Below are 18,601 nucleotides of genomic sequence, written 5' to 3' on the forward strand. Positions count from 1 at the left end.
TGAGATCGGTGGTTTCTCCATGCCATTTCTGCACGAGCTGCTTACCACCCAGGCACGCACGGATCGGGACGGGATCGCCGCGCTCCACGGCGATGCCGCCCTGACCTTCGGAGAGGCGGAGACCGGTGCCGACCGGGTCGCGGCCGGATTGGTGTCCCTGGGCGTGCGGCCCGGTGACCGCGTGGGCCTGCATCTGACGCGGTCCCTCCACTTGTGGCCGGCCCTCTTCGGCCTGCTGCGCGCCGGCGCCGTCTGCGTGCCGGCCGACCCCGAGGACCCGGCCGAACGCCGGCGGACGATCCTGGAGTTCTCCCGCGCCCGCGTCGTGCTCACCGAACGCGCCCTCATCGACGCGCCCTGCCCGCCCGGTGTGCGTGCCGTCGCCGTCGAGGACCTGCTCCACGAGGCCCCCGCACCGCTCGCCGCGCCGGTGCGCCTGGCCGACGACGCCCTCGCGTTCGTCTTCTACACCTCCGGCTCCACGGGCGTGCCCAAGGGCGTCATGCTCAGCCACCGCGCCCTGCTCAGCGGACAGCAGTGGCTGCAGCGGACGTTCCCCCTGGAGCGCGGTGACCGGCAACTGCTGCGGACCACACTCAGCATCACCAACCTGGTGCGCGAGGTCTTCTGGCCCATGCTCTCCGGCGGCACCGCCGTGGTCGTCCCGCCCGGCGAGCACAAGGATCCGGACCGCCTCGTCGAATGGCTCGACGCCGGCCGCGTGACGACGCTGATGGTGGTGCCGGCCCTGCTCTCCGGCATGTTGAAGAACCCCCGCTTCGCCTCCGCCACCTCACTGAAGTACGTCTTCTGCAGCAGTGACGCGATGCCCGGGTCGCTCCCGGAGGCGTTCTTCTCCGTCGGCCTCCCGGCCCGGCTGTTCAACGTCTACGGCCTCACCGAAGCGCTGTACGCCGGTTACTGGGAATGCCGGCCCGGCGCCACGTACGACGGTTTCGTGCCGGTCGGGAGGCCGGCCGAGCTCACGCCGCTGATCCTCGACGAGAAGCTGCGTCCGGTTCCCGACGGCGAGACCGGGGAACTGTGCCTCACGGGCACCGGCATGGCCGAGGGCTACGACCGGTTGCCCGACCTCACCGAAGCGAAGTTCACCGACAGCCCGCACGGCCGGCTGTTCCGCACCGGCGACCTGGGCCGAGTGGCGGCCGACGGCCGCCTGGAACTCCTCGGCCGGCTCGACGACCAGGTCAAGATCGCCGGATACCGGGTCGAACTGGGCGAGGTGGAGGCCCGATTACGCGAGGTGCCGGGTGTCACCGCGGCCGTCGCCGTGGGTCGCCGAGGCGCGGGCGACCACCAGCGCCTCGTCGCCTACCTCACCTGCGACGGCACACCGCCGACCGCGGCCGACATCCGCGCCCGCCTCGCCGGACCACTGCCCGACTACATGATCCCCGCCGCGTTCACGGTCGTCGACGCCATCCCGCTCACTCACAACGGCAAGGTGGACCGCCGGGCGCTGACCGACCGGGACGGGATCCGGCTGGAGTTGTCGGAGGAGTACCACCCGCCGCGCACCGAGCTCGAACGGTACCTGTGCGGGCTGTGGGAGGAGGTGCTCTCCCTGCCGCGGGTCGGCATCCACGACGACTTCCTCGCGCTGGGCGGCGACTCCATCCAGGGCTTCCTCATCAGCGCGAAGGCCAATACAAGGGGGCTGGGGCTGAGCTCCACCCAGTTCTTCGCCACACCCACGATCGCGGAGACCGCCGCCGCCGTCGAGGAACGGCGCCGGGGCCGCGGCGACGTCGACGGCGAATTCGTCGCCGGGCCCTTCGCCGTGGCCGACGGGGACCTTGAGGCCGTACGGCGGACCGCCGTCGACCCCGGAGGCGTCGCCACGGTGCACCCCGTCACCGAGATGCAGAAGGGCATGCTCTTCCACTCCTTGCTCGACCCCGACTCCGGTGTCTACGTCGAGCAGTTCCTCTACACCCTCGAAGGCGAGCTCGACCTCGACGCCTACCACCGGGCCTGGCAGGAGGTCGTCGGCCGGCACGAGATCCTGCGGTCGTGGATCGCCGTCCAGGGCCTGGCGGAACCCTTGCAGGTCGTCCAGCGGCAGGCCGCGCTGGAGTGGACCGTCCTCGACTGGTCGGACACGCCCGAGGCGCGGCAACGCGCCCTGCTGGACGCCCACTTGGCCAAGGACCGGCGCCGCGGCTTCGTCTACGAACAGGCGCCGCTGTTCAGGCTGGCCGTCATCCGCACCGGCGCCGGCCGGCACCGGCTCGTGATGAGCTACCACCACCTCATCCTGGACGTCTGGTCGCTCTTCCTGCTCCTGCGCGACTCCCTGGAGATCTACCACGCCCGCCGCCGCGGCACCCCGCCCCGGCTGCCGGCCACCCGCCCCTTCCGCGACTACGTCGCGTTCGTCGGCGCCCAGGACAGCCGTGCCTCACGGGACTACTGGACCGGGCACCTCGCGGGCTTCGAGGGGCCGACCACGATCGGCCGTACGGCCCGGCCAGGCCTGTCCGCGAGCCCCCAGGAGATGCACGCAGGCGCCGCCTACCCCGTCGGTGCAGACCTCACCGCCAGGCTGACGTCCTACGGACGGGCCCACCGGCTCACCCTCAACTCCCTCATCCAGGGCGCCTGGGCGACGGTGATCTCCGGGCTCAGCGGACGGCACGACGTGTGTTTCGGCATGACCATCACCCACCGGCCCGTCGGCCTGTCCCACATCGAGGACATGGCCGGCATCTTCGTCAACATCCTGCCGATGCGGCTCACGCTCGACCCCGCGCGGCCCATGGCCGGATGGCTCCACGACGTCCAGCGCACCCAGGTCACCGCCCGGGCCCACGAGCACTACCCCCTGCCACTGATCCAGCAACACCCCGACGTCCCCAGCGGCCGCCCCCTCTTCGAGTCCCTGCTGATCTTCGAGAACATCCCGCACGGCATCGGGTGGGCCGGTCGCGACGGCATCGCCGTACGGCACGAGCGGAACCTCGGCTGGACCAACTACCCCCTCACGATCGGGGTGATGGCCGAGGGCGAGCTGACCTTCCAGGCCGAGTACGACCTCGCCCACTTCCACCGGGACACCGTCGACCGCGTCATGGGTGCCTTCCGCGACGTCCTGGAGGCCATCGCCGACGGCGGTGGCGAACCCCTCGGCAAACTCCTCGACCGCGTCGCCGGCTCCGCCCCGTCCCCCCGCCCCGCGCAGGAGGCGGCACCCGCAGCCCCGGCCCCGCGGACCGTTCCCGGCGGGCCCGCCGCTCCGCCCGGTACCCCCGACGAGGCGGCCCTGGCCGGCATCTGGGCCACCGTGCTGCGCACCGACAGCGACGCGATCGACGTGCACACCCCGTTCCTGGAACTGGGCGGCAGCTCCTTGGCGGCGCTCAAGGTGATGTCGCTCGCCCGCGCGCAAGGATTCTCCTTCGCGCTGCGCGACCTGTTCACCCGCAAGGGCACCGTCCACCACCTCGCCTCCGCCCGCGCCGACGAGGAGGGCCGATCAGCGTGACCGGCACCTCCTTGCGGCGGTACCCGCGCTACGGGCTGCTCGGCGTGGGCTTCGGCCCGTCCCACCTGTCGCTCGCCGCCATGTGCGACTCCACCCGCGAGCCTTCCGTACGGCCCAGCCTGCACTGCCTGGAAGCCCGGCCCGCCTTCAGCTGGCACCCCGACATGCTCCTGGACGGCACCCGGATGCAGATCGCCTTCCTCAAGGACCTCGTCAGTCCCCAGGACCCCACCAGCCCGTTCTCCTTCACCAACTACCTGGTCAGCAAGGGGCGACTCGAACCGTTCCTCAACCTCGGCACCCTGCACCCCACCCGGCGCGAATACGCCGACTACTTCTGCTGGGCCGCGGACCGGCTCGCCCACCACGTCTCCTACGGCTGCCTCGTGGAACGGGTCCGGCCGGTCACCGGTACCGACGGGGGCGTCACCCACCTGGAGGTCGACTGCCGCGACCTCACCGGCGACAAGCACACCATCGCCGCCGACCACGTGTCCCTGGCACCCGGCGGCCGGCCCGTCGTTCCGGCCGGAGTCGAGCGCGACGCCCTCGACAGCGGTGTCGTCTTCCACAGCAGCACCTTCCTGCCCAGCATCGACCGCTTCCACGGGCGCGGCCGCGACCTGCCCCACCGCTTCCTCGTCGTCGGAGCCGGCCAGAGCGCCGCCGAGGTCTTCCGCTATCTGGCCCGCGAGTTCCCGTACGCCGACGTCACCCTCGCCCACCGCGGGTTCGCCCTCGTCCCCGCCAACAGCAGCCCGCTGGCCAACGAGATCTTCGACCCGTCCTCCGTCGACCTCTTCCACGCCGCCGACGCCACCCGCCGCCACGCCATCCTGGCCGAGCTGCGCACCACCAACTACGCGGCCGTCGACGACGAGGACATCCGCGCCATCGCCGAGCTCCTCTACGACCAGCGGGTCCGCGGTGAGGACCGGCTGCACCTGTGCCGGTTCACCGAACTGGCGGCGTGCCGGGCCGACGGCCCTACCGCCCTCGTCACCCTGCGCGCCCCAGCGAGCGGGCAGGCCCTCACCAGCCGGTTCGACGCCGTCGTCCTGGCCACCGGATACGACTTCCGCGAGGCCGGTGACCTGTTGACCGGCCTCGAACCCCTGCTCCTGCGCGCCCCCGACGGCACCCTGCGCATCCGGCGCGACTACTCCGTGGAAACGACCGCGGACTGCCGGCCCCGCATCTTCCTGCACGGCGCCGCCGAGCACTCCCACGGCCTGAGCAGCACCCTGCTGTCCGTCCTCGCCCACCGGGCCGCCCGCATCCTCGACTCCGTCTTCGGCCCCCACCCCGAGCCGGTCGGCCACAGACAAGATCCCCTCTCCGACGCCCTTGAAGGAGCCGACGCATGAGCAGTGCCCCCATCCAGCGGCGAGCCGACGCCGCGACGACACAGGAGTACGGCTGCGACTTCCGTCGGATCCTGCCCTGGGGCTCGACGGGCCCGTCCGACACCGGCATGGGCGTGTGCACCGTCGCCCCCGGGACGACCAGCACGCCCCATTCCCATGCCGATCACGAGTACTTCTACGTCGTCCGCGGCACCGGCCTGCTGCACCTCGACGGTGAGCGCACGGCCATCGGCCCCGGCGACGCCTTCGTCGTCGACTCCCACCGGAGCCACCACTTCGAGAACCCCTCCGCCGGGGAGGAGTTGGAGATGGTGTCCGTGTGGTCGATGGGCTCCTTCGGGACGGCCCGGTGACCGCGGACCGCGCGGGGCACCCCCGCTCCTTCCTCGTCACCGCCACACCGCCGACCACCAACGGCGATCTGCACCTCGGCCATCTCTCGGGCCCCTACCTCGCCGCCGACGTCTTCTGCCGGGCCCAGCGCATGCTGGGCCACACCGTCCTCTACGTCACGGGCGGCGACGACCACCAAAGCTACGTGGTGACCACGGCGCGGCGGCTGGGCGTCGAACCCACCGACCTGGCCGCACGCTGCAACCGCGACATCCGTGAGACCCTCCGCCTCGCCGACATCGCCGTAGACGCCTTCACCACCCCGGACGAGCCCTACCGCGCCCGGGTCCGCGACTTCTTCGCCCGTCTCCACCGCGCCGGCCGCCTCGCCCGGCGCACCTGGACCTTCCCGTACGACCCGGCAACCGGGTGCCACCTCCTCGAAGGGTTCACCGCCGGGCGCTGCCCCGAGTGCCTCGCCGAGACCTGCGGCGCGATCTGCGAGACCTGCGGGCATCCCAACGAGCCCGCCACGCTGCTGTACCAGGCACCCAGCGGCGCCGCCGGGCAGGCCGCCACCGAACGTCGTGAGGCCGAGGTCCTCGTCCTGCCCCTGGAGGACTACCGGGACCGGTTCGAGGCCTTCTACGCCCGGCACCGGGCCACCATGCGGCCGCACGTCCTGCGCTTCGCCGACGAGATGCTGGCCCGGCCGCTGCCCGACTTCCCCGTGAGCTACCCCGCCGACTGGGGCATCCCCGTCCCCGTCGACGGCTTCCCCGGCCAGGTCCTCAACGTCTGGGCCGAGATGCTGCCCGGCCTGACGCACATGGCCGCCACCGCCCGCGCCGGGCTCGCCCCGGACCGGCCGGCACCGGACGTCTGGGCCCGCGACTCCGGGTACGAACTGGTGCAGTTCCTCGGCTACGACAACACCTTCTACTTCGCCTTCGCCCACCTCGGCCTGGGCTTCGCCCACGGCGTCCTCACCGAACCGGCCGCGATCATCACCAACGAGTTCCTCCACCTGGAGGGCGCCAAGTTCTCCACCAGCCGGGGCCACCTCATCTGGGCCCGCGACCTCGTCACCCAGCACGGCGCCGACGCCGTCCGCTTCCACCTCGCCCTCGCCAACCCCGAACACCAACCCGCCGACTTCTCGGAGAAGGACTTCCTCACCACCGTCGAGGCCCGGCTGCAGCGGCCCCTCGCCACGCTGCACGCCGCCCTGGCCGGGTACGACCGGCCCGCCCCACCCGACCCGACGGCCGCCGAGGTCCTCGGCCGCTACCGCGACCGCATGCTGCGCGCCTACACCCTGGAGACCTTCAGCCTCCGCCAGGCCGCCGAGACCACCGCCCACCTGCTCGGCCTGCTCGCCGGCCGCGTCACCACCGACCCCGCCCTCGCCCTGCACGGTCTGCGGGCCCTCGCCGCGTGGGCCGCGCCCCTGCTGCCCGGCCTCTCCCGCGAGCTGCGGGAGCGCTACGGCACCACCGGGCAGGACCCCGGGCGCGGGGAGGTGCCCGCCCCGTGGTGACGTTCCTGCCTTCCCCGTCGCCGCCGGCCGCGAGGCACCCCGGGGCCACGGCGCTGCTCTGCCTGCCGGGTGCCGGCGCCTCGGCCGGCCTGTTCGTCGGCTGGGACGAGGACCTGCCCGCGACCGTCGAGGCCTTCGCCTTCGAACCACCCGGCCACGGCCTGCGCACGGACGAGGAGCCCCATGCCGACCTGGACGGCCTCCTCGCCGACCTCATGGACGCCGTCCGGCCCTGCGCCGGGCGGCCCCTGGCACTCCTCGGGCACAGCTTCGGCGCCGTCCTCGCCTTCGAGCTCGCCCTCCGCCTGGAGCGCGAGGGCGCGCCCGTCCGCCACGTCTTCCCCGTCGCCGCCCGCGCCGCGGCGGGGCGGACCGGCTCACCACCGGGGCGCGGGCCCACCGACGAGGAGCTCAAGGCCCGGCTGCGCGCCCTCGGCGGCACCCCGGCACCCGTCCTCGACGACGAGGAACTGTGGGCGCTCCTCCTGCCCGCCGTCCGGGCGGACTTCGCCCTCACCGACGCCTACCGGCACACTCCCGGAAGCCTCCTCGGCTGCCCGGTCACCGCCTTCGCCGGCGCGGACGACACCGTGGTGGCCTGGGCATCGGTCCAGGCCTGGGGTGCCTGCACCCGCGGCCGCTTCACCGCCCACCGCGTACCCGGCGGCCACTTCTTCCCGTTCGCGCACCGATCGGCCCGCGCCGGCCTCCTGCGCACGATCGCGGAGGAACTGGACCGCCGCCCCGGCACGGCCCCCGACCGGCCCGACACCCCGGAGCACGGATGACCGCATCGCCCGACCAGGCCCCCGCCACCCGGAAGATCTCCGCGCGCGCCCACGACCGGGAGATCCTGCGGCTCGCCCTGCCGGCGTTCGGCGCGCTCGTGGCCGAACCCCTGTTCCTCCTCACCGACTCCGCCATCGTCGGGCACCTGGGCACCGCTCCCCTGGGCGGCCTCGGTGTCGCCGGGCAGGCGCTCGGCACTCTGGTGAACATCTGCATCTTCCTCGCCTACGGCACCACCGCCGCCGTGGCCCGGCTGGTCGGCGCCGGCCGACTGGACCAGGCCATCCGCCAAGGGCTCGACGGCATCTGGCTGGCCGTCGGCATCGGCCTGCTGGTCATCCTCGCGGGCTGGCCCCTGACCCCCGCCATCGTCGACGCCTTCGGCGCCTCCTCGGCCGTCGGCCCGCACGCCGAGACGTACCTGCGCATCAGCCTCTTCGGCGTGCCCGGCATGCTCGTGGCCCTGGCCAGCACCGGCGTACTGCGCGGGCTGCAGGACACCCGCACGCCCCTGGCCGTCTCCGTGGCCACCTTCGCGGGCAACGCCGCCCTCAACGCAGCCTTCGTCTACGGCCTCCACTGGGGCATCGCCGGCTCCGCCTGGGGCACCGTCGTTGCCCAGACCGTCGGCGGCGCCGTCTACGTGGCCACGGTGCTTCGCGCCGCGCACCGCCACGGGGCCCCGCTGCGCCCCGACCTGGCGGGGCTCCGCGCCGCCGCGACGGCCGGGGTGAACCTCATCGTCCGTACGCTCACCCTGCGCGTCGTGCTGGTCGCCGGTACGGTCGTCGCCACGGCGATGGGTGACGACGAGATCGCCGCCTACCAGGTGGCTTTCCAGGTGTGGTGGTTCCTCGCCCTGGCCCTCGACGCCATCGCCATCGCCGGGCAGGCGATCACCGGCCGCTGCCTGGGCGCCGGCGACGCGCCCGCGGCCCGTGCGGCGACCTGGCGGATGACCCAGTGGGGCCTCGTCGCCGGCACCGCCGTCGGCCTCCTGCTCCTGGCCGTCCGCCCCTGGCTGCCCGCGCTGTTCGGCGTGGAGCCGCACGTGCGGTCCCTCCTTCTGAGCACGCTCGTCGTGGTGGCCGTCCTCCAAGTCGTGGCAGGACCCGTGTTCGTGCTCGACGGGGTGCTGATCGGCGCCGGCGATATGCGCTTCCTCGCCGTGGCGGGCGTCCTGACCACCCTCGTCTTCCTGCCGGCGGCCGGCGCGGTCCGTATGACCGGTGGCGGCCTCGTCGCCCTGTGGCTCGCGATCGGCGTATGGATGCTCGCCCGCCTCGCCACACTCACCTGGCGCGCCCGCGGCGAGGCCTGGCTGGTGACGGGGGCGGTACGACGCTGAGGGACGGGCTGCCAGGGTGGGGGCGAGCGGTGTTGACGAGGGGGGATGGCGGCGAGGTAGCAGCGTCCGGCGGTCCACCACCCGGTTTCAGGTGGCGGGCAGCGGTCGGTCCCCGTGCGGGTGCAGGCGGTCGGTGAGGAAGGCGAGGATCTCGTCGCGGGCCCGGACCGTGGGGTGGCCGGCCTCGTCGACGAGATGGGCGGTGACGACGCTGTGCGGGGTGCCGACCAGGTCGGCGAAGAAGGGCGGCGGGGCCGGGTTGGCGGCGCCGTCCGGGAGGACGCGTCCGTCGAAGGCGTCGCCGAGCAGTGCGCGGTAGGCGGCGAAGCGCTGCCCCGTGCACCAGCGGTCGCCCTCGAAGCGGTAGGCGAGGACGGTGAGTCCGTCGCGGTCGAGCCGGTCGCGCACCGCGCGGGCGTCCGCCGCGTCGAGTTCGAGTCCGCCGGGGTCGTCGAGCGGCAGCGACGGGTGGTTGACCACCGGGGCGATCACCGCCGGCTCCAGGGCCATGGTGAGGGCGAAGTTGCCGGTGAAGCACAGGCCGATCGCGCCCACCCCCGGCCCACCGCACGCGGTGTGGGCCTGGCGCGCCAGCCCGCGCAGCCAGACCGTCACCGGGCTGGTGCCGCCCCCGGCGAAGGCGCGGAACTCGGCGCTGACACAGGCGCGGCGGACGACCTCCCGGCCGCCCTCGACCGTGGGGAAGGCGCCGTCCGTCCCGAACAGGGAGGGCACATGGACGGTGAAGCCCGCGTCCCGCACCCAGCGCGCGAGCCGCAGAACGTCCGGGCTGATGCCCGGCATCTCGGGCAGCACCACGACCGCGGGCCCGGCCCCGGCCACGTACACCGTCTTCTCCACCCCCTCCACGGCCACGCTCCGGCGGGTGAAGTCGGTGATCGGATCGTCGTTGCTCATGGGGCCAGCCTCGTCCGCGGGCCGGCCGCCGGGTGAGAGGCGGGATCGCCAAGGGCAGGGGTAATCTCGCCATGCGCGAGGGAGGCGAGCGGTACGCGGTCGGCGGTCCGGGGCGGGGCCGGGCCGGGGCCGGCGACAGCAGGGGGTACGGGAGCGATGGCGGAGGCGGCACGACAGGCGGCGGACGGTGCGGGTCCGGGCGCCGGACCGGGTGCGCTGCGGGTCGGGGTCCTGGCGTACCCGGACTGCTTCGCGTCCGAAGTGTTCGGCGTTCCCGACCTGTTGACGATGGCCGGGCATGTCGCCGGACCGGACGCGCCCCGCTACCGGGTGTCGGTCGTCTCGCCCCGCCGCCGGGTCGTCGCCTCGGGCGGCGCGAGCCTGGAGGTGCGTCCCTTGCGCGAGGTCGACGTCCTCGTGGTCCCGGGCTTCGAACTGCGCCCGGACACGGACCTCGACGCGCGGCTCGCCCGGCTCGCCCCCGAGATCGCGGCGATCCGCGCGCAGGCCGCCGCCGGCACCGCCGTCGTCTCCCTCTGCGTCGGCGCGTTCCTGCTCGCCGAGGCCGGGCTCCTCGACCGGCGCCGGGCCACCACCTCCTGGCTGCACGCCGGCGCACTGGCCAGGCGCTGCCCGGACGCCGACGTGCGGCCCGAGCACCTGGTCGTCACCGACACGGGGGTGACGACCACGGCCGCCTTCAGCGCCATGTACGACTTCGCGCTGGACCTGATCCGTCGGCACTACGGCGCCCGGGTGGCCCGCACCACCGCACGGCTGGCGCTCGTCGACGACGCGCGGACCTCCCAGACCCCGTACGTCGATCCGCGGCTCCTCCCGCAGCCCGGCCGGGAGTTCTCCCAGCGGGTCATGCGACGGCTCGACCAGAACCTCGCCGAACGGTACGACCTCGCGGCGCTCGCGGGCGCCTTCCGGGTCAGCACCCGCACGCTGCTGCGCCGCTTCGCCGAAGAGACCGGACGCAGCCCGCTGGCCCACCTGCAGGCCTCCCGGGTCCGCCGCGCCCGTCATCTTCTGGAGACCACCGACCGTACCGTCGCCGCCGTCGCCGTGGCCGTCGGCTACCAGGACCCCGGCACCTTCGCCGCCCTCTTCGCCCGCCACACCGGCCACCGTCCCAGCGCCTACCGGGCCGCTTTCCGCCGCACGGCACTGGCGTCCGCCCCGGACGGCGGCGTCCAGGTTTCTTCCCGGTCATCGCATGGCTGGTCGGGTGGTGAGGGAGGGGAAGAATCCTGACGCCGCGTGGGCGGTGATCGCACCGTGGCCACCGCCCATGGACTGGGCTCGTGCCCGGTGACGGGACCACCGCCAGGCCCTTGGGGGCACTGCGGTCAAGTACCGCACCGGCGAGCGCTGGAGGGTCCTGCCCGAGCGGTTCGCCCCCCGCAGAACAGACCCTGCACAGACGATTCGCCCGCTGGTCCCGCCCACCTCGCCTGCGACGGACAAGGCGGACCGCTGGCCTTCCTGGTCACGGCCGGCAACGACCGCAACGACTGCGGTCAGGCCGGAGCCGCTGCTTCGGGGCAGGTCAATCAGAGGGGGTGTCGGACGTCTCGTCGTCGTGTGTGTGGAGCGGCAGGCGCAGGGTGAACCTGGCTCCGCCCTCGGCGCGGTTTTCGGCCCGGATGTCACCGCCCATCAGGCGCGCATTCTCCTGGGCGATCGACAGGCCCAATCCACTGCCCTCGGACCGGGAACGTCGACTGTCCGCCTTGAAGAAGCGGTCGAAAATGTAGGGCAGCCCGGTTTCGGGGAGGCCGCTGCCGCTGTCCGACACCTGAAGGAGGAACTCCGGTGGCTGTGAGGAGACACTGACTGTCACCGGTGGGCGGCCGTGCCCGAGGGCGTTGCCTATCAGGTGGGTGAGGACGACGTTCAGACGCCTGGGGTCGAGCTGGGTGCTGACGGGGTGCGGAGCGTCCAGTGTGACCAGGGCCGTCCAGCCGCGGGCTTCCAGACAGGCCGCCACCTCCCTGGTGACCTCCACATCCGTAGTGACCAACCGCGCGGTTCCGGCGTCGAATCGCGCCAGCTCCATCAGGTTCTCGACCACGTCGTGCAACCGCCGAGACTCGGCGATGACCAGTCGCACTGCCGGTTCCACCATGGGATCGAGCCGGTCGGCCTCCTCCTCCAGTACCTCGTTCACCGCGGTGATGGCGGTGAGCGGTGTGCGCAACTCGTGCGCCATGTCGGCCACGAACCTCCTCATGGCCTCCTCGGGGGAGTTCGTGGCAGCAGTCGCCCGTGGCTGGTAGGCGGGATTCGGCACGAACGGCACCGTGCCCAGCAAGTTGCGGTCCCGGCATTGTGGTTCCGGTCGCCCACGCGCACGCAGGGACGAGCGCATTCTTTCGTAGATCTCGTTGAGGGTCAGCGACTCACCGGCTCCCGGCACGCCTTGGTGCAGCAGGGTCACGAGCTCTGCGGTAAAGGCGGTGTAGAGCTCGCCGGGTGGCGCCAGTGCGAGGGCGTTCTCCGCCGTCGCGGCCAGCAGATACGTCCCGTCGATCTCGGCAAGGCCCAGCCCTTCGGACATGGCACCCAGCATGCGGCCGCTGTAGCAGCAGTCCAGAACCACGATGCGCCGCACTGCCCGGCTCGTCTCCAGGGGGCGTCTGATCCACTGATACGGCACCGCCGAGTCGTAGACCTCTTGCCCGTGGCTGTCGTACAGCGCCAAGTACAGCTCACCCGTGCCGGGGTCGATCAGCCCGTGGCCGGCGTAGTAGAAGATCAGCGTGTCCGTTGCCTCACGGGCGGCCTGCTTGACCACCTGGGAAACCTGACGGGGCCCGCGCGGGTCGCGCATCACCGCGCAGTGGGAAGTGGGCAAGCCCCATACCGCCTCGGACGTGAACAGCTTCTGCAGCGCTACCACGTTGGCGGTGACAGCCGGCAGTTCGTCCAACTGCGTGAAGCGGCTGGCGCCCACCAGCACCACTCTGGACCGTTCACGGTCCGGCAGTTCCGTCACAACCTGCCGCGCCCCTGCGACCGGTGGCCGAGCACGGGCCGGTCGCCGAGCGCGGGCCGGTCGCCGAGCACGGTTCGCAGCAGTCGCTCGGCCTCTTCGGCAGGCATGTCGCTGATGGGACCACGTGCACCGTCGGGCCCTTCCACCAGCAACCATCCGCGCAGTGAACGGAGTTGCTCCTCCGCTGTCGTAGCCGCTTCTACGGAAAGCGTCGACCGCACAGGGCCCCCTCTCCCGACCCAGACCCTCATCATTCATCATGCCAGCTCGCGTCCAGCCCGTTACCGACCAGGGGGAGACGTTCCCTGGCGTTCCCTCACCGATGACAAGGACAACTTCCCCGGCGGAGCGCCGGCGGAGCGCCGGCGGAGCGCCGGGGGAGCGCCGGCGGAGCCCCCGACCGAAGGCGCGACCGGTCTGGGAAAGGGCTGGCCTCATTGGTAGGGGATGGGGACGCCGGCGGAGCGGAGTTTGGTCTCGGTGAGAGCGGTCAGCCGGGCTGAGATCGGTGCCTGGTCGCCTCGGTGGTTGTTGATCAGCCTGTACTGGGTGGAAGCCCTGGCCCATGCCCGCAGGCTGGCGGGACTCCCGAGCAGGGTGGGGTTGGCCAGGTAGTGGTCGGCCATGGCGGTCGCGAGTTCTTCGATCCTCGGGTCGTCCGGTTCCCAGCGCTCGGCCTCCCAGCCGCGCTTGGTCAGCTCGATGTACTCGGGGTCGTCGAGGCAGTGTTCGAGCTGGGTCAGGAAGCCGTCGAAACCCTCCGGCACCAGCGCCCGGGCCAGCACCAGGGCCTCGCGTTGCGCGGCCACGTAGTCGGGGCTGAAGCCGAGGCCGGGCATCCGGTCCAGGATCGCGGAGGCGCGGTCGGGCAGCAGGGCCCGGTCGCCGCCGACGAGCCGGTGCAGCATGTCACGCCGCGCAGTCAACTCCTCGATCTTTTCGGTGAGTTGTCGATCGACGTCGGCGAGCGCGGCGGTGAACTGCTCGGCGTCGGCGTCGAGCAGGGGCCCGATCTCGGACAGCGGCACCCCGGCGGCGGCCAGCGTCCGGGCCTGCACCAGCCGCAACAAGTCGGCCGATCCGTACCGCCGGTAGCTGGAGCTGTCGCGTTCCGGCTCCTCGACCAGGCCGAGCTTGTGGTAGTGCCGCACCGTCTTCACCGTGACGCCGACGAATGCCGCCGCCTGCCCGATCGTGACTCCGTTCATCATCTGCTCAGCCTGCCTTGTGCTCGGGCTCGGGCTCGGCCTTGGCGACTACACACATCACGGCCGAGCGTGTGGACGGGCCGCGCCGAGCTCACCCGGCCCGGTGTGGCCCCCGGTTCGCGTGCCCCTGATGCATGCACGACCGGAAGGGGGCGCCCCTCGCAGCGTACGGGGCGAAGGTGTCCAGTCCGTCGGCTGAGCCGGGTCGGCCCGTCCACCACAGAACACCTCGTTGACGAGCCTTTGTTGGGCATTCTGGAATGCGGCTGCTAGGGACAGCTCGGCGTCGTCCACACAGTTCAGCCCGGCGGTCAGGGTCTTGCTGCCGTCACGTGTGCTGTACATCAGCGCCACCGAGCCCCCTTGGGCACCGTTGTGATGGAAGAGGGTGTCGCCGCCCACCTCCTGCGCGAACACCCCCAGGCCGTAGCCGACCTTCGCCTACGGCGTGCGCATCTCGGCCAGCAGCTCGTTCGGCAGGAGCTTGCCGCCCATCAGCGCGGAGAAGTACGTGTGCAGATCCTGGGTGGTCGAGATCATGTCACCACCGGCCGCGATCCAGGAGGGGTTCTGACGGGTGATATCGACCGTCTTCTGCTGCCCGGCTTCCTCATAGCGGTAGTAGCTGTGGTGGTGCGGCTCGGGGATCTCCGGCGAGGTGCCCGGAGCCACGGTGCCGGTCATTCCCAGCGGCCCCAAGACCAGCCGCTGCAGTTCCTCGGCGAACGAACGGCCGGTGACCCGCTCGATCACCAGCCGGGCCAGTACGTAGTTGGTGTTGGAGTAGCTCCAGTCCGCTCCCGGTTCGCACCGCGCCGGCTTGGACAGCGCCAGCCGTACCAGCTCCTCCGGCCGGTAGGTCGTGAACCGGTTGTCCAGCCACTCCCTGCCCGTGATGCCGTACGGCATCGGGATTCCCGGCGCGAACGTCCCGTCCTCGTAGAGCTCGCCGGTGTGGTTGAAGATCCCGCTGGTGTGCTGCAGCAGCATCCGCACCGTGATCCGCCGGTCCAGTCCGAACTCGGGCAGGTAGTCATCCGCCGGGGCGTCGAGGCCGATCCTGCCCTCGGCCACCAGCATGAGCACCGACGTCGCGATGAAGTTCTTGGTGGTGCTGCCGGTGCGGAAGTGCCCGTTGGTCAGCGGCTTGGCGTGCTGGCCGAGCTCGCGTGCCCCGGCGCTGCCGACCCACTCGCCGTGCTCGTCGTTCACCCGCAGCTGCACCCCGAGGAAACCGGACTCGACGATCTCCTCGATCGCCTTGCGCAGCGCCGGGCGATCGTGCCCCTGGTCGGAGTGGGTAATGGACATGCTGCTCCCTCAATCTGTTGAACCCGGTGTCCGTTGCGTCCGGCATCGGTGGCATCCGACCGCTGTTGCGTCCGGCATCGGTGGCATCCGACCGCTGTTGCCTCCGGCATCGGTTGCCTCCGGCCTCTGTTGCATCCGGGTCGGCGTCGTGCCGTTGCGACGAACTTCCACCCTGACCCAGGGTCAACCTCAACCGTGTTCTGGCTCACAGCTGCTTTCTCGGGGTGTGCACTTGGTCCGAGGTGCTACGTCGAAGGTGCTACGTCGAGTGAACGCCCACAGCCCGAGCCCGAGGCAGCTGAACGCGGCACCCAGTGCGCAGACTGCGCCCCAGCCGGCCACCGCGTAGAGGGAGGTAGCGGCGAGGGCACCGGTGGCGCTGCCGATCGAGTAGAAGACCATGTATCCGCCGATCAGCCGGCTGCCCGCGTCCGGGTGCAGCGCGTAGATCAGGGTCTGGTTGGTGACATGGACCGCCTGCACGGCGAGATCGAGAAGGATCACCCCGACGATCAGGGCCCAGAGCGAGCCGCGGGTGAAGGCCAGGGGCAGCCAAGAGGCGGCGAGCAGTGCCAGGGCGATGCCGGTGGTCCGCCGGGAGAGTCCACGGTCGTTCAGGCGTCCCGCCACGGTCGCGGCCAGGGCGCCGGCGACACCGATCAGCCCCAGCGCCCCGATCGCGCTGTGGGGCAGGAAGTACGGGGCCGCACTGAGCAGCAGCGCGACGCTGCTCCACAGGGTGCTGAAGGCGGCGAAGACCAGCAGACCGAACAGGGCCCGGAGCCGAAGCAGTCGTTCCCGTGCGAACAGGGTGATCGTGGAGCGCAGGAGCTGTCCGTAGCGCAGGGTTGTCGGCGGAGCGGCACTGTGGCGCGGCAGCACTCGGGACAGGACCAGGGCGAGCAGAGCGGTGAGCGACGCCGAGGCGAGGTAGACGGAGCGCCAGCCCGCGAGGTCGGCCATGAGGCCGGACGCGGTGCGGGCGAGCAGGATTCCGATGACCACGCCGCTGGTGACCAGGCCGACGACCCGTCCGCGCCCGGCGGGAGGGGCCAGCGATGCCGCGAAGGCCACCAGCGTCTGTGTGACGACCGCGAGAAACCCCGTCGCGGCCATGCCGGCGAGCAGGATCGCCGGCGTGTGGGCGGCGGCCACCACGGTCAGCGCCACCCCCAGGAGCAGCAACTGGGCCACGATGAGCCGTCTGCGGTCGGCCACGTCGCCCAGCGGCACGAGGAAGAGGAGTCCCAGCCCGTATCCGACCTGCGTGAGGGTGACCACGCTGCCGACGAGTGCCGGGCTCATGGCGAGGTCGTGGCCCATGGTCACCAGGAGCGGCTGGGAGAAGTAGACGTTGGCCACCGCGGCCCCGCAGGCGACGGCGAACAGCATGACGACGCCGCGGGACAGGACGAACGCGGAGCCTTCGGAGTCTTCCCTGCTCCGGGCCTCGTTCCGTCGTGTCACGGCCTCACCGTTGCTGGGCATGAGCACCCACCCCTCCGCACCTTTGACATCTGGTTTCAAGTTGCTACCAGTGCGCGACAGTAGCGACCCTGGTAGCATGTTGCAACCGTTGTGAGGGAGAGGGACGCCGTGGTGACCAGGACGCGCTTCGACGACAGTGAATGTCCCGTCGCCCGGGCGGTGGACGCGATCGGAGACTGGTGGTCCCTGCTGATCGTGCGGGACGCCTTCGACGGAAGCCGACGCTTCGGGGAGTTCCAGCGCAGCCTCGGCGTGGCCAAGAACATCCTCACCGCCCGGCTGCGCACCCTGGTGGCCGGCGGTGTCCTCGAATCCGTCCCCGCCTCGGACGGCAGCGCCTACCGCGAGTACGTGCTGACCCCCAAGGGCAAGACGCTCTTCCCCGTCATCGTGGCACTGCGGCAATGGGGCGAACAGAACTTCTTCGCCCCCGGCGAAGCACACTCAGAGCTGGTCGACCGCCAACAGGGACAGCGCCTCCGCGCACTGGAAGTGCTGTCTGCGGACGGGCGACGGCTGAACCCCGACGACACCACCGTGCACAAGATCTCCGCCCGATGATCCGAGCCGGAGACCCGGGCCGCCGGTGATCCGCACGGCACCCACGCCGGGCGCCGACACCGCGCCCGGCGCACAGCCGGGCAGCCGGGCAGCCGGCCACCCGGTAACCGTCGGGAAGGTGACAGGATCGGTTTCATGAGCACCGAGACGGACTGGGTGTACCGGGTGGAGGAGCCGCACGGCTCCGAGGGCTGGCGCCCCTATGGCGACCATCCCGAGCGGTGGCGGGGCACCGTCACCACCGACCATCCGAAGGAGGACGCCGAGTACGTCGCCGCCCTCGTCGTCACCGACCTGGTGTCCGAGTGGGATCGCCGCGGCGCCGTGCAGGGGCACGTGCGCGTGATCGTCTGGCAGCACGAGGAAGGCACCGGCCCCGAGGACGCGGCTTTCACGATCGAGATCCAGCCGGACATCGACGGAGAGTGACGCCCCTGGCGGCGGGACCCGCACACGGGCGGGACACCGGTGCGTTGCGCACTGCGGACGCGGCCGCAAAGGTACCCGCCAGCCCCGCCCTGCTGCTCCTGGGCCCCGGCGATCAGCAGCCGCTCACCGGCGTTCACCGCAAGCCGGACCAGGGGCTGCCAGGCCTTCAGTACGGGAGGCCACCAAGGTCCACGAAGACCCATGAAGGCCCAGGGAGGCCCAGGGAGGCCCATGAACGCCCAGGGAGGCTACGCAGGCCACCGAGGGCCACCGAAGCCCACGCTCATCATCGTGCACGCGGGCGACCGAGGCCGCCCGTCGACGCATCATCCAGGCGCCAACGCCTGTCCCCCACCGTTTGCACCAGCGCGCCGTTCGGATCACCGAAGACGGACCTTCAGGTGATTTCCGGACTCCTTACGAGCCAGGCAGCCGCCGCGAGGGTACGGCGTTCCCGCAAGCACGACCATGACTCCCTGAATCCCTGAATCCCATGAGGAGATCGACCATGTACGCAGCAGTCCGACGGTACGAAGGGGTGACCGATCCAGCCGAGGCCGGCCGCCTCGTCAAAGAAGGGTTCGTACCGCTCATGCGCCAGGTCCCCGGCTTCGTGGCCTACTACTGGGTCGACGCCGGGAACGGAGTGATGGTCTCCACCAGTGTCTTCCGCGACCGGGCCGGCGCCGAACAATCGGTCTCCGCAGCGGCGGAATTCGTACGTGACAACCTCGCGACACTGATGCCCAACCCGCCCCACATCACGGCCGGGGAGGTCGTGGCCTCCGCGTACTAGGGTC

Annotated in this window: 14 protein-coding genes and 1 pseudogene; 10 read left to right on the top strand and 5 right to left on the bottom strand. The window is 71.8% G+C overall.

Translation table 11 applies throughout. The features are described from left to right. Positions 1-19: 19 nt before the first annotated feature. The 6 genes from AB0G35_RS29375 to AB0G35_RS29400 are packed head-to-tail and all read left to right on the top strand — an operon-like array spanning position 20 to position 8,882. Entirely contained in the window at positions 20-3,505 is a 3,486-nt protein-coding gene (locus AB0G35_RS29375; RefSeq protein ID WP_360955775.1) for an amino acid adenylation domain-containing protein, read from the top strand. Further along, positions 3,502-4,872 (top strand): SidA/IucD/PvdA family monooxygenase, encoded by a 1,371-nt coding sequence (locus AB0G35_RS29380; RefSeq protein ID WP_360955777.1) that lies wholly within the window; start codon positions 3,502-3,504, stop codon positions 4,870-4,872. Before AB0G35_RS29375 ends, AB0G35_RS29380 begins: the two co-directional genes overlap by 4 nt. Next, positions 4,869-5,225 (top strand): cupin domain-containing protein, encoded by a 357-nt coding sequence (locus AB0G35_RS29385; RefSeq protein ID WP_360955779.1) that lies wholly within the window; start codon positions 4,869-4,871, stop codon positions 5,223-5,225. Before AB0G35_RS29380 ends, AB0G35_RS29385 begins: the two co-directional genes overlap by 4 nt. Further along, a complete protein-coding gene (locus AB0G35_RS29390; protein WP_360955781.1) occupies positions 5,192-6,745 on the top strand; it encodes a class I tRNA ligase family protein in 1,554 nt (517 codons plus the stop codon). Before AB0G35_RS29385 ends, AB0G35_RS29390 begins: the two co-directional genes overlap by 34 nt. Next, a complete protein-coding gene (locus tag AB0G35_RS29395; RefSeq protein WP_360955783.1) occupies positions 6,739-7,533 on the top strand; it encodes an alpha/beta fold hydrolase in 795 nt (264 codons plus the stop codon). Before AB0G35_RS29390 ends, AB0G35_RS29395 begins: the two co-directional genes overlap by 7 nt. Beyond that, positions 7,530-8,882, top strand: a complete 1,353-nt coding sequence (locus AB0G35_RS29400; protein WP_360955785.1) for an MATE family efflux transporter — start codon at positions 7,530-7,532, stop codon at positions 8,880-8,882. The genes AB0G35_RS29395 and AB0G35_RS29400 overlap by 4 nt, the downstream gene beginning before the upstream one ends. 87 nt (positions 8,883-8,969) lie before the next feature. Here the strand turns inward: AB0G35_RS29400 and AB0G35_RS29405 are convergent, their stop codons facing one another. Then, on the bottom strand, positions 8,970-9,800 hold the full coding sequence (locus AB0G35_RS29405) for a dienelactone hydrolase family protein (protein WP_360955787.1): 831 nt from the start codon (positions 9,798-9,800) through the stop codon (positions 8,970-8,972). A gap of 156 nt (positions 9,801-9,956) precedes the next feature. Between AB0G35_RS29405 and AB0G35_RS29410 the strand changes: the two genes are divergently transcribed. After that, positions 9,957-11,060 (top strand): helix-turn-helix domain-containing protein, encoded by a 1,104-nt coding sequence (locus AB0G35_RS29410; protein WP_360955789.1) that lies wholly within the window; start codon positions 9,957-9,959, stop codon positions 11,058-11,060. A gap of 295 nt (positions 11,061-11,355) precedes the next feature. Here the strand turns inward: AB0G35_RS29410 and AB0G35_RS29415 are convergent, their stop codons facing one another. The 4 genes and pseudogenes from AB0G35_RS29415 to AB0G35_RS29430 all read right to left on the bottom strand — a co-directional run bounded on the left by AB0G35_RS29415 (position 11,356) and on the right by AB0G35_RS29430 (position 16,817). Then, positions 11,356-12,804: an ATP-binding protein gene (locus AB0G35_RS29415; protein WP_360955791.1), complete on the bottom strand. Its 1,449-nt coding sequence runs from the start codon at positions 12,802-12,804 to the stop codon at positions 11,356-11,358. A 434-nt stretch (positions 12,805-13,238) separates the two neighbouring features. Further along, a complete protein-coding gene (locus tag AB0G35_RS29420; RefSeq protein ID WP_360955793.1) occupies positions 13,239-14,015 on the bottom strand; it encodes a MerR family transcriptional regulator in 777 nt (258 codons plus the stop codon). A gap of 213 nt (positions 14,016-14,228) precedes the next feature. Next, positions 14,229-15,323: pseudogene (locus AB0G35_RS29425) on the bottom strand (serine hydrolase domain-containing protein); the annotation flags it as partial. 189 nt (positions 15,324-15,512) lie between these two features. After that, complete coding sequence (locus AB0G35_RS29430) at positions 15,513-16,817, bottom strand: MFS transporter (RefSeq protein WP_360955795.1); 1,305 nt, start codon at positions 16,815-16,817, stop codon at positions 15,513-15,515. Between the two features lie 102 nt (positions 16,818-16,919). Here AB0G35_RS29430 and AB0G35_RS29435 point away from each other — a divergent pair, with 102 nt between their 5' ends. From AB0G35_RS29435 to AB0G35_RS29445, 3 genes are all read left to right on the top strand, one after another. After that, the gene (locus AB0G35_RS29435) at positions 16,920-17,372 is read left to right on the top strand and encodes a helix-turn-helix domain-containing protein (RefSeq protein WP_360955797.1); all 453 of its coding nucleotides are present in this window, start codon (positions 16,920-16,922) and stop codon (positions 17,370-17,372) included. Positions 17,373-17,507: 135 nt separating this feature from the next. Then, positions 17,508-17,801: a hypothetical protein gene (locus tag AB0G35_RS29440; RefSeq protein WP_360955799.1), complete on the top strand. Its 294-nt coding sequence runs from the start codon at positions 17,508-17,510 to the stop codon at positions 17,799-17,801. A 508-nt stretch (positions 17,802-18,309) separates the two neighbouring features. Next, a complete protein-coding gene (locus AB0G35_RS29445) occupies positions 18,310-18,597 on the top strand; it encodes a hypothetical protein (protein WP_360955801.1) in 288 nt (95 codons plus the stop codon). The last annotated feature ends 4 nt before the right edge of the window (positions 18,598-18,601 follow it).

Origin of the sequence: Streptomyces sp. NPDC021749, assembly GCF_040640655.1 — a bacterium.
Lineage (GTDB): Bacteria > Actinomycetota > Actinomycetes > Streptomycetales > Streptomycetaceae > Streptomyces.

Bases quoted from the DNA above. Each gene is read 5' to 3' on its own strand.
- AB0G35_RS29375 (WP_360955775.1), top strand. From the start codon at position 20: ATGCCATTTCTGCACGAGCTGCTTACCACCCAGGCACGCACGGATCGG.
- AB0G35_RS29385 (WP_360955779.1), top strand. From the start codon at position 4,869: ATGAGCAGTGCCCCCATCCAGCGGCGAGCCGACGCCGCGACGACACAG.
- AB0G35_RS29400 (WP_360955785.1), top strand. From the start codon at position 7,530: ATGACCGCATCGCCCGACCAGGCCCCCGCCACCCGGAAGATCTCCGCG.
- AB0G35_RS29405 (WP_360955787.1), bottom strand. From the start codon at position 9,800: ATGAGCAACGACGATCCGATCACCGACTTCACCCGCCGGAGCGTGGCC.
- AB0G35_RS29410 (WP_360955789.1), top strand. From the start codon at position 9,957: ATGGCGGAGGCGGCACGACAGGCGGCGGACGGTGCGGGTCCGGGCGCC.
- AB0G35_RS29420 (WP_360955793.1), bottom strand. From the start codon at position 14,015: ATGATGAACGGAGTCACGATCGGGCAGGCGGCGGCATTCGTCGGCGTC.
- AB0G35_RS29440 (WP_360955799.1), top strand. From the start codon at position 17,508: ATGAGCACCGAGACGGACTGGGTGTACCGGGTGGAGGAGCCGCACGGC.
- AB0G35_RS29445 (WP_360955801.1), top strand. From the start codon at position 18,310: ATGTACGCAGCAGTCCGACGGTACGAAGGGGTGACCGATCCAGCCGAG.